Below are 10,159 nucleotides of genomic sequence, written 5' to 3' on the forward strand. Positions count from 1 at the left end.
CGTCGTTAAAACTCTGAAGTGAAATGGAATTTGATATCCGGAAAGTCTTGTTGTGCCATCATCAAGACATAATTAGAATCGGCCAGATAAACATCACGCCCTTCTTTATCCAAAGCCATATATTGGGCTTTACGTTTCTTGAAGTTCTCTAACATGGCAGCGTTGTCACTTTCAATCCAACAGGCTTTATACAGACTGATAGGTTCCCAGCGGCATTGTGCTCCGTATTCGTGTAACAGACGATATTGGATTACCTCGAATTGCAGCTGTCCTACAGTACCGATAATCTTCCGACCGTTGAACTGGTTGGTAAACAACTGGGCAACACCTTCGTCCATCAGTTGCTCGATTCCTTTGTTCAGCTGTTTGGCTTTCATCGGATCTGCATTTTCAATGTATTTGAACATTTCTGGCGAGAAGCTGGGCAGACCTTTGAAATGCAGGTCTTCTCCGGCAGTCAGGGTATCACCGATCTTAAAGTTACCGGTATCCGGAAGACCAACGATATCACCGGCGTATGCTTCATCTACGACCTCTTTCTTTTGTGCCATGAATGCTGTCGGACTGCTGAAACGCATCATCTTTCCGAAACGGACGTGCTTGTAGTTGACATTCCGTTCGAATTTACCGGAGCAGATCTTAACAAAGGCAATACAACTGCGGTGATTGGGGTCCATGTTGGCATGGATCTTAAATACGAATCCAGTGAATGCTTCTTCATTAGGATCTACCACTCGTTCGATTGCTTGTACTGGACGAGGAGACGGGGCTATCTGAATGAAGCAATCCAGCAATTCTTTCACGCCGAAGTTATTCAGTGCGGAACCAAAGAAAACAGGAGCGATATCACCCGAAAGATAGGTGTTTACATCAAATTCTGGATAAACTCCTTCCACCAGTTCCAGATCCATACGTAATTTCTCTGCCTGTGCCGGATCAATGTAATTTTCCAGCTCCGGACTGTTGATATCTTTGAATTCGACATTCTCGGTTACGTATTGCTTACTGGGCGTATATAAGTTCAGCTTCTGTTCGTAAATGTTATACACTCCGCGGAAACGCTGTCCCATATCGATCGGCCAACTCAACGGACGGACCTTGATATGCAGTTCTTCCTCGATTTCATCAAGCAGATCAAAAGGATCTTTACCGTCGCGGTCCATTTTGTTGACAAACACGATCACCGGAGTTTTCCGCATACGGCATACTTCCATCAGTTTACGCGTCTGAGCCTCGACACCTTTCGCTACGTCAATCACGATGATGACACTATCTACGGCAGTCAGTGTTCGGAATGTATCCTCGGCGAAATCCTGGTGACCCGGTGTATCCAGAATGTTAATCTTATGGTCGGCATAATCGAATGCCATGACAGAGGTAGCTACAGAGATACCACGCTGTTTCTCGATTTCCATCCAGTCGGACGTTGCCGTCTTTTTGATCTTGTTCGATTTTACTGCCCCTGCCACATGAATGGCACCTCCGAAAAGCAACAGCTTCTCGGTCAGGGTTGTCTTACCGGCATCCGGGTGACTGATAATCGCAAATGTTCTTCTTCTTTCAATTTCTTCGGAGTATTGACCCATTTCTTTTTGTGCTTCTTATTTCTTGATTACATTCATATTTTCCATACATTTCCGAAGGCTTTCTTCCCAGTGAGGAATTGTTAAGCCATAGGAAGATTTGATTTTCTGTTTGTTCAGTACGCTGAAATGCGGACGAACAGCTTTCGTTGGATAATCTTTCGATTCGATCGGGACTACCCGGGCCTTCAGACCAGCCAGCGAGATGATCTTGACTGTAAAATCGTACCAGCTACAAACACCTTCATCCGAGAAGTGATAGATTCCCGGTTGATATTGTCCTTGTTCGGCTTGTTCCAGGATGGATAATAAGGCAATGGCCAAGTCGGTTGCGTAAGTAGGACTTCCCACCTGATCAAATACTACCCGGATCTCCTCACGTTCAGCTCCCAAACGAAGCATGGTCTTGACAAAATTATTTCCGTACTCGGAATATAACCAGGCTGTCCGGACAATGACGGCATCCGGGCAAATCTCCTGCAGAACCTCTTCTCCGGCTCTTTTGGTAGAGCCATATACCGATTGGGGATTTGTCGTGTCTGTTTCCCGGTAAGGAATACAAGATGTACCGTCGAATACATAATCGGTTGATACGTGAATAACTTTCGCCTGGCACTTTTGGGCGGCCCGAGCCAGATTGGCTACCGCATCCCGGTTGATCTGTTCGCAAAGTTCCAGGTTCTCTTCAGCCTTGTCGACTGCAGTATAAGCGGCACAGTTCAGGATGTAATCTACCGGATGCGTTTGGATAAAGGCATCCACACTTTCTTCTTTGCAGATGTCTAATGTATCTACATCTGTAAAGAGAAACTGAAAGCGGTTATATGCTCCGGAAAGACAACGGATAGAAGTTCCCAATTGTCCGTTTGCTCCGGTAACCAATACTGTTTTCATATCTTTATTCATCTTCTAATTCAAGTTCTCCGTTCATATCAGCTCTGTATTTCTCTGCCAGCAAAGCGAGGAATGAACTGATTTGTTTTATCCCATCCAATGTCTCAGCGCTGATTTCCTTTCCTTGCATCCGCAGCATCAGGTATCCATATACGGCAGTAAAGCATGTTTCCAGTTCCGGAATGTCGTTTCCGCCTGACTTGGCACGCAACTGTACGATATAAGGAAGCGTTTTGTAATAGGCCGCTCCATAAATCATTTCTTTCGGAGATTTCAGGAGACGCAAATGCAGATCCGTCAGCGTTATGATAACATTCTTGTTCAATTGAATGTGACCAGATTCTTTGACACCTTCGCTTCGCATCATTTCAATCAGTTCTTCATACCAGCGGGCTATTTCTTCTTTCACTTCGTCCGGCTGGTTATAACGGGCAATGACTTTATCCCGTATTTCGTCCATATCAAAATGATTGGCACGGATCAAATCTTCTACCTGCCACATGTACAGCAGGTATTCGCATATATTTTCTTTTCTTTTTTGTCTGGCAATAATCATAGTGATAATGCTAAAGTAAACTCTGATACAGCCTGATAGAAATCAGCATCTTTGATGCCCAGTTGCCGACATGCCAGACGGGCAGCATTGATGTTGATCAGAAAATGATGATTTAATATCCGGATGGGATACTTTCCATACCGGGTGTCCAGATAAACCTGCCCTTCTTCTTCAACGATCGGATGTCCTTCAAACGGGATTGCTGTGATGTCATTCCGGATATCCTGAACTAATTCTCCGATGACAGGGTCACCTCCGTAGTAAATTAATTTCCCTTCTCGTTCAATAGAAGTGGAAAAACAACGGTAAGTGGACATATAAGCTTCCGGAGAGTCATGATCTTGAGATGAATCCCAATTCAAGTTCGTCATGATGGCGATATGCGGACGATAAAATTCCAATTGAGAGCGTTTCTCGATTACCGACGTGATGTGTTCATCTCCTTCAATAAGAGCGATACGAGCTTCATAACTGAAATGCAGATGTTTGTCTAAACCCGGTATTTCGCTGGTAGTAGCATAGTCGAAAGCCATTTTTTGCTTGCGCAGTGCAGCTGCTATCATAGCGATGATAATCTTTCGTCCCCGACTTCCGGCAATGACCACTCTTGTTTTTGACTTTGTGCGCTGATATATGAATTCCGGTATTGATTGGATTAACAGCCCCAACTCTTTCGCGCGCTGAAATTCCGGATTATCTTGTGTTACTTTACTCCCTAGTACCACCGAATATGTATTCTTTGCCAATTTCTCCGGGAACCATCCGTTACCAAAGCAGGTAATTTCATCCTGTTCCAACTCTTCTTCCAGTTCCGAAGAAACTTCGGTACCGGAGACACTGACCTCATATCCTTTGTCGTGGATAGCATGGGCTAGCTCTAAAACCAGGGGATCCGTGATTGAAATCAAATGAATTTTTCGCATTGTTAGGATTTTATAGGGCAAAAGTACGAAAAAATCTTCACACTCGTTTTTAATTTCTCAATCTTTGATGGGTATACTGGCGCTTTATTCACAATGTTAAGCAGATCTCTTAATCTGAAAATGTCAAGAAGGCTGATATGTAATGAGATGGTTTGTTATCAAATCGTTTAGCTTTTTTAATTTGAACTTATTATTGTGCGCACACTACTATTTAAATGAAATAATTTAAAAACAAACTTCACTATGTGGAGAAGTCTATTTGTCAATCCGTTTGTGAATTGTTGTTTCAAGATTCAAAAGGGACAAGCCCTTATCAACTGTTTGGAAAGGAGACTAAAGATTATCAATAGGATTAAGAGGAGAAGGGCAGAGTGAAAAGACAGTGGTGATGAGGGTGAAGATTGTTATAATAAATCTGGTTGAAGATTGTAACTGAAATAAACGAGGATCGGATGCAAATTCAAAGAGGATCGTTAACGATTCTCACTTATTTTGTAGAAAAAGATGCTGGCCTTTTGGTAAATTCATGTCTAGCCTTTCATCAAAATACGTCAGCTTTTTTATCATTTACATGGAAAAGAATAATATGTGCGTTTTATACACTGATTATCAATTGTATAATATTAGGTAAATAATATTTGTGGAAGTCGTAAATTTTTGTTGTAAAAATATTTTTGTATAAAGTGATAAAAATCTTTTGAAATGTGAAAAAATATCCATATAATTGCACTCAATGTAGCATTTGATGGATGTGAATAACAGAACTGATGTGATATTTCTCATTTTAAAGTTTCGAGAGGTTGAGTAAAATGAAATAAATCTGTATTTCAGTGGAAATTAAAAGAGTGTGAAATAGAAAGGATTTAAAAAGTGAAGATGTTAAGTCTTTTTGGGAAGTAAAATGAGGATTAACTCAGAACGAGTAAACTGTTAACTATTGCTAATGCTAAAATTAAAAAATGAGGAGTGTGTTCTTAATATTATTTTCCTTATTCTAATAAATAGTATTATATGAAAAACAAATGTCAACCTTTATTCTATTCAGGTAAAATTGCAAAGATTTCTACCTTATGCCTATTACTACCGGCTCTGTCAGTGGTCAGTGTACAGGCTGGTGGATTTAGTTCTGATAGGACTATGACCGGAATTACTCAACAAGGAAAGATGATTTCTGGTGTAATTGTTGATCAGACAGGTATGCCTATTATTGGGGCAAATGTAATCATCAAAGGAACAACATTGGGATCCATTACGGATATGGATGGTAAGTTTACCATTCCTGATGTTCCAGCTGATGCTATATTACAAATCTCATATATAGGTTATAAATCCATAGAGATGCCAGTTGGCACAAAAACAGAATTCAACATTACTTTATCGGAAGATTCTGAAAAACTAGAAGAAGTTGTCGTAGTTGGTTATGGCGTGCAGAAGAAAGTCACAGTAACAGGTTCTGTGGCAAGTGTAACCGGAGAAGAATTGAAAGCTTCGCCAACTTCAAACTTAACGAATGCGATGGTGGGTCGTATGCCAGGTGTCATTGGTTTCCAAACAGCTGATGAACCAGGAGGGGGTGGTACTACCATTCGCATTCGTGGTACTAACTCATTAGGAAGTAAAGATCCGTTGATCGTTATTGATGGTATTCCGGATAGAGGGGGTGGTATGAACCGTTTGAACCCGAATGAAATTGAATCCATGTCTGTATTGAAAGATGCCTCTGCTGCCATTTACGGTGCTCGTGCCGCGAATGGTGTAATCTTGATTACAACCAAGCGAGGAAAAGAAGGAAAGCCAACAGTTTCATTTAATGCAAGTGCAGGTTTCTCTCAACCGAGTCGTTTGCCAGAAATGTGTAATGCTTATGAATATGCGACCATGGTCAATGAAATAAATCCAGGAACTTGGTCTGATGAAGATTTAAGATTATTCCAGACCGGTGAAGATCCATGGGGACATCCTGATACAGATTGGTTTGATACCGTATTAAAAAATGCTTCTCCTGTTTATAGAGCAGATGTTGGTGTGAGCGGTGGTACCGATATCGTTAAATATTATGTGAATCTGGCGGCCAATGGTGAAGATGGATTATATAAAAATTCACAGAACCGTTATGATCAATATAGTATCCGAACCAATTTAGATATCAAGACCAGTCAGTATGTAAACTTCCAAATTGGATCAACGGCTCGCTTTGAGAATACAAATTATCCAGCGAAGGCGGCGTCCAGTATTTTCTCAGGTATCCGTCGTGGTAAACCAACTCAGGTGGCATTTTGGCCGACTGGGGAACCAGGACCGGATTTGGAGCGTGGAGATAACCCGGCCGTAACTTGTACAGACTTGGCAGGTAAAGATCATTATAAAGACTATTATGTGCAAAATAATGCATCTGTCAATATCAAAATTCCATGGGTTGAAGGACTTTCTTTACGTGGTAATGCTTCGTATGATGTCCATTTCCAGAATCGGCATAAATTTGAGCGTCCGGTTTATCTGTATTCATGGGATGGTGTACACTATGACAGTTCTGGTTTGAGTGGAGCTAAGCGTTGGTTGGAATCTCCTCAACTCGAGCGTAAACATATTGAACAAACAGACTGGATGACCAACTTAATGATAGATTATAACCGTACATTTGACAAACATACTTTTGGCGTAACATTCGGTATTGAAGCTCAAAAGAAACATTATGAAGAGACTTATGCCTTCCGTAAAGGTTTCATTTCTGATACAAAGCCTGAACTGAATTTGGGAGGTGAAGAAGGAATACAGGCTAATGGTTATTCTTGGAATGAATCTCGCTTGAATTACTTTGGCCGTTTATCATACAACTACCTGGAACGTTACTTATTCGAATTTGTATGGCGTGTTGATGGTTCATATCGTTTCCCGAAAAACAAACGTTACGGTTTCTTCCCGGGAGTATCGGCTGCATGGCGTGTATCTGAAGAAAATTGGTGGAAAGACAATATTGGTTTTATCGAATATTTTAAATTAAGAGGTTCCGTTTCTCAGACAGGTAATGACGCTTTGTTGGATGCAGATGGTAATTATGACCGTTCTATCCAGTATTTGAATACTTATGGTTTTAATACTGCGGGAAATGTTTTCGGAGGCGTGGAATATAAACGTTTGTACCCAACTCGTACTCCAAATCCTGACATTACATGGGAGGTTGGAACAACCTATGATGTTGGTTTGGATTTTAAATTCCTTGATAATCGTTTGAGTTTGGAGGGGGACGTATTTTATCATAAACGTACCAATATGTTGATTTCAAGAAACGCTTCTTTGCCGGAAATTACGGGTATTACGTTGCCTCGTGAGAATATTGGTAAGATGAAAAACCGTGGTTTTGAAATGTTATTGGGTTGGAATGATAAAATTGGTGAAGTGGAATATTCTGCTTCATTCAATATGACGTATGCTAAGAATGAAATTTTATTCTGGGATGAAACCCCAGGTGTTCCCTCTTATCAAGTTTCTACAGGAATGCCGGTTGATACAGAATTGTATTATATTGCTGATGGCATTTTCCGTGATCAGGCTGAAGTAGATGCTTATCCGCATTGGGAAGGTGCACAGCCAGGTGATATCCGCTTTAAGGATGTGAATAGCGATGGAAAGATCGATGCTGATGACCGTATTCGTTCAGACAAGAATCAAGAACCTCGGTTTGTTGGAGGTTTAACTTTAGGTTTGAATTGGAAAGGTTGGGATTTGATGGCTTTGTTCCAAGGAGCAACAGGTGGTCAGGTCTATATTCAGACTTGGTCTGGTACGATCGGTAATTTCTTGAAAAGCTATTATGATGAACGTTGGACTCCGGAAAATCCAGACGCAACAGGTCCTCGTACTTACGAACGAGAGAACCAATATTGGATTACCAACCGAAATACATATTTCTTGCGTAACGCTAATTATTTGCGTTTGAAGAACATTGAATTGGGTTATACATTCCATAATAATGTATTGCAAAAAATAGGATTGAGTAAATTGAGAATTTATTCAAATGCAACCAATGTGTTCTGTATTGATGGTGTAAAAGATGCCGATCCAGAACAGCGAGACATCAATTTGGAAGCATATCCTTTGAGACGAATTATTAATTTTGGTATTCAAGCAACATTCTAATACATAATATTTATGAGAAAGTTAGTAAAAAAAATATACAGTACCCTTTCATTAGGCTTCATCATGTCTGTTGCAATGACCTCTTGTTCTGATTTTATGGATCTAACACCTGAGGATCAATATGATGAAGCAACTGTATGGTCTGATGCAGGGCTTGTTCAGGCTGTTGTGAACGATGTTTATGCTTATATTAAACATGGTGCAGATGAAGTAAGCACTACGGCTTTGACTGATGATGCTTATTTTACACACAACTACGGAGTGAAGGCAATCAATGAATCTGCAATTTCTGGTAGTGACTTGCAATGGTATGATGATGATAACTGTCCTTTTAAATGGACAAACAGTTATAAAGGAATATATCGTGCGAACTTAATTTTGCAGAATATTGATAATGTTCCCGAAAAAGTAGGATACGACTTGAATATGTTGAAGGGAGAAACTTATTTTTTAAGGGCTTATATGTATTCTGAGTTGGTAAGAGGTTTTGGCGGTGTTCCTATTGTTGACAAAGTTTATACGATTGAAGATGCTTCTACCTTGTCGTTGCCGCGAAGTAGTGTGAAAGAATGTTTGGAATTTATTTTGTCGGATTTGGATCAGGCTATTGCATTGTTACCTGAAACTGTATCTTCGGCTGATCTTGGTCGGGCAACCAAAGGAGCTGCTATTGCATTGAAAGCACGTATGTGTTTACATCTAGCTAGTCCGTTGTATGCTGATCGAACAGTCAATACATTGGCTTGTAATCAGTATGATGGAGATCGGAATGCTTTGTATGAATCTGCATTGAATTATGCAAAAGAAGTTATTAATAGCGGTGTTTATTCCTTAATTGATTGTAATGCCGGAACAGTCAAAGAAATAGCAGATAAATTCCATGAAATTGCAACGACTAACAATGCGGAATTGATCTTTGCAAAACAGTTTGTTAATAAGTCTCAGAATGCAGATAATAATGTCAGAAACAGAGCTGCACTTTGTCATGGGCCAAATGGATATCATAATTGGGCTGGTGTTACACCTTCAAATGATTTGGTGATGTCTTTTGAAATGGAAGACGGTTCTCTTAACACTACATTGTTAAATCCGGGTGAAACAGCCACCGTAAATCCTTACTTAAACCGTGAGCCACGTTTTTATGCCACGATTGGTTATGATGGCGCTGAATGGGGAAGACCTCGTCCGTCAGATTCACAAGTATTTGATCCGACTCCTCTAGGAACCTTACAGATGGGATTCTATGAGTTGTCAAGCGGTGGTAGTCCGGTAGAAGCTCAGGTTGCCTTTGATGCTGCTGGTAATCCAATTAAAAGTATTGCATTTACGGGAGTCAATGGGGTTGATACACGTCGTTCAGCTGTTGAGGATTGGAATGGATCTTTTACAGGTTATCTGGAAAAGAAATTGATTGATACTTCTTTTGAAGCATCTGAATCGATGTTCCAGACCTGTCCGTATCCGTTTATTCGTTTAGCGGAAATGTACTTAGTTGCAGCAGAGGCTTGTATTGAACTGAACAGATTGGACGAAGCAGTACACTACTTGGATGCATTACGTGCACGTATCGGACGTCCGGATACCAAAGCTACACTGACTGTACGTAATCAAGCTTTCAATCAAGCTAATTTGCGTGAGTTTTTGCGGTTGGAACGTCGTTCGGAATTGGCTTACGAAGATTCTCGTTATTATGATATCCGTCGTTGGATGATTGCTCCTCAAGTAATGTCAAAACCATTGACAGGTATAGCTGTGGTAGCTCGTCTAAAACCGGGAAAAACAGCTTCAGCTCCATATGTTCAGGATGCAGAGACATGGGACTATCAGTACTTTGTTACAGATTTGACTTATCGTGAATCCCGGAAATGGACTGACAAGTTATATTTTGCGCCTATTAAGCGAGATGAAATTAATCGAAATACAGCTATTATACAGAACCCTGGTATGGAATAGTTTGTCATGCTACAGATTTACTTTACACCCATTTAACAAAAAAAGAGAAAGCAATGGGAAAGAAAGGAATCAGTCATCGCAAATTCAGTATTGAGTTCAAATTGTCCGTTTTA

6 protein-coding genes are annotated in these 10,159 nt (G+C 40.5%); 2 read left to right on the plus strand and 4 right to left on the minus strand.

Annotation, left to right across the window (positions count from 1 at the left end):
- Positions 1-5 precede the first annotated feature (5 nt).
- The 4 genes from MUN53_RS05290 to MUN53_RS05305 are packed head-to-tail and all read right to left on the minus strand — an operon-like array spanning position 6 to position 3,956.
- Complete coding sequence (locus tag MUN53_RS05290) at positions 6-1,586, minus strand: peptide chain release factor 3 (RefSeq protein ID WP_022455102.1); 1,581 nt, start codon at positions 1,584-1,586, stop codon at positions 6-8.
- 15 nt (positions 1,587-1,601) lie between these two features.
- Entirely contained in the window at positions 1,602-2,477 is an 876-nt protein-coding gene (gene rfbD / locus MUN53_RS05295) for a dTDP-4-dehydrorhamnose reductase (RefSeq protein ID WP_243323724.1), read from the minus strand.
- Between the two features lie 4 nt (positions 2,478-2,481).
- Positions 2,482-3,033 (minus strand): DUF4924 family protein, encoded by a 552-nt coding sequence (locus MUN53_RS05300; protein WP_243323725.1) that lies wholly within the window; start codon positions 3,031-3,033, stop codon positions 2,482-2,484.
- Positions 3,030-3,956: a Mur ligase family protein gene (locus MUN53_RS05305; protein ID WP_022455099.1), complete on the minus strand. Its 927-nt coding sequence runs from the start codon at positions 3,954-3,956 to the stop codon at positions 3,030-3,032. Before MUN53_RS05305 ends, MUN53_RS05300 begins: the two co-directional genes overlap by 4 nt.
- A gap of 1,011 nt (positions 3,957-4,967) precedes the next feature.
- Between MUN53_RS05305 and MUN53_RS05310 the strand changes: the two genes are divergently transcribed.
- Together MUN53_RS05310 and MUN53_RS05315 are read left to right on the plus strand one after the other, a co-directional pair.
- The gene (locus MUN53_RS05310) at positions 4,968-8,093 is read left to right on the plus strand and encodes a SusC/RagA family TonB-linked outer membrane protein (RefSeq protein WP_243323727.1); all 3,126 of its coding nucleotides are present in this window, start codon (positions 4,968-4,970) and stop codon (positions 8,091-8,093) included.
- A gap of 12 nt (positions 8,094-8,105) precedes the next feature.
- On the plus strand, positions 8,106-10,046 hold the full coding sequence (locus tag MUN53_RS05315) for a RagB/SusD family nutrient uptake outer membrane protein (RefSeq protein ID WP_243323730.1): 1,941 nt from the start codon (positions 8,106-8,108) through the stop codon (positions 10,044-10,046).
- The last annotated feature ends 113 nt before the right edge of the window (positions 10,047-10,159 follow it).

Source organism: Parabacteroides faecalis (genome assembly GCF_022809355.1).
Lineage (GTDB): Bacteria > Bacteroidota > Bacteroidia > Bacteroidales > Tannerellaceae > Parabacteroides > Parabacteroides faecalis.